We start from the raw sequence: 598 nt of genomic DNA on the forward strand, positions 1-598 counted from the left end.
AAGTGGGGCTGATGCTTTATGGCTTCCATCCCCAGTACACGCTGAGCTTCTCCCGCGTACCGAGTACCGTGCAACTGAGCGGAACGGTCGAACTGCCCCTGCACTGACGGAAAAGGCGGGCCCATGGGCCCGCCTTCGGTTCAGAGCGGCTTTTCGAAGATCTTCGAATTCCGCTGGAAGTTGTACAGCGAGGCCCGCGCGGCCGGCAGACGGTCGACGCTGATGGGCTCGAAGCCGCGCTCCTGGAACCAGTGCGCGGTACGCGTGGTGAGCACGATCAGCTTCTTCAGCCCCAGCGCCCGGGCACGTTCCTCGATGCGTTCGAGCAACTCGTCGCCGCGCCCGCCATGACGGTATTCCGGATTGACCGCCAGGCAGGCCAGCTCGCCGGCATCCGAGTCGGCGATCGGATAGAGCGCTGCGCAGGCGATGATCAACCCGTCGCGCTCGACGATGCTGAACTGCTCGACCTCGCGTTCCAGCACCTCGCGTGAGCGCCGCACCAGAATGCCCTGCTCTTCCAACGGGGTGATCAGATCGATCAGCCCGCCGACATCCTCGATGGTCGCCTCGCGCAGTTGCTCGAACTGCTCCTGGG

At 64.5% G+C, this 598-nt stretch carries 1 protein-coding gene; it reads right to left on the bottom strand.

What is annotated here, in order from left to right:
- Positions 1-140 precede the first annotated feature (140 nt).
- Positions 141-598 (bottom strand): amino-acid N-acetyltransferase (argA, locus tag ACU8YC_RS25645; protein ID WP_446896058.1); only part of this gene is annotated, 458 nt, incomplete at its 5' end.

The organism is Citrobacter sp. VF227 (assembly GCF_052950715.1).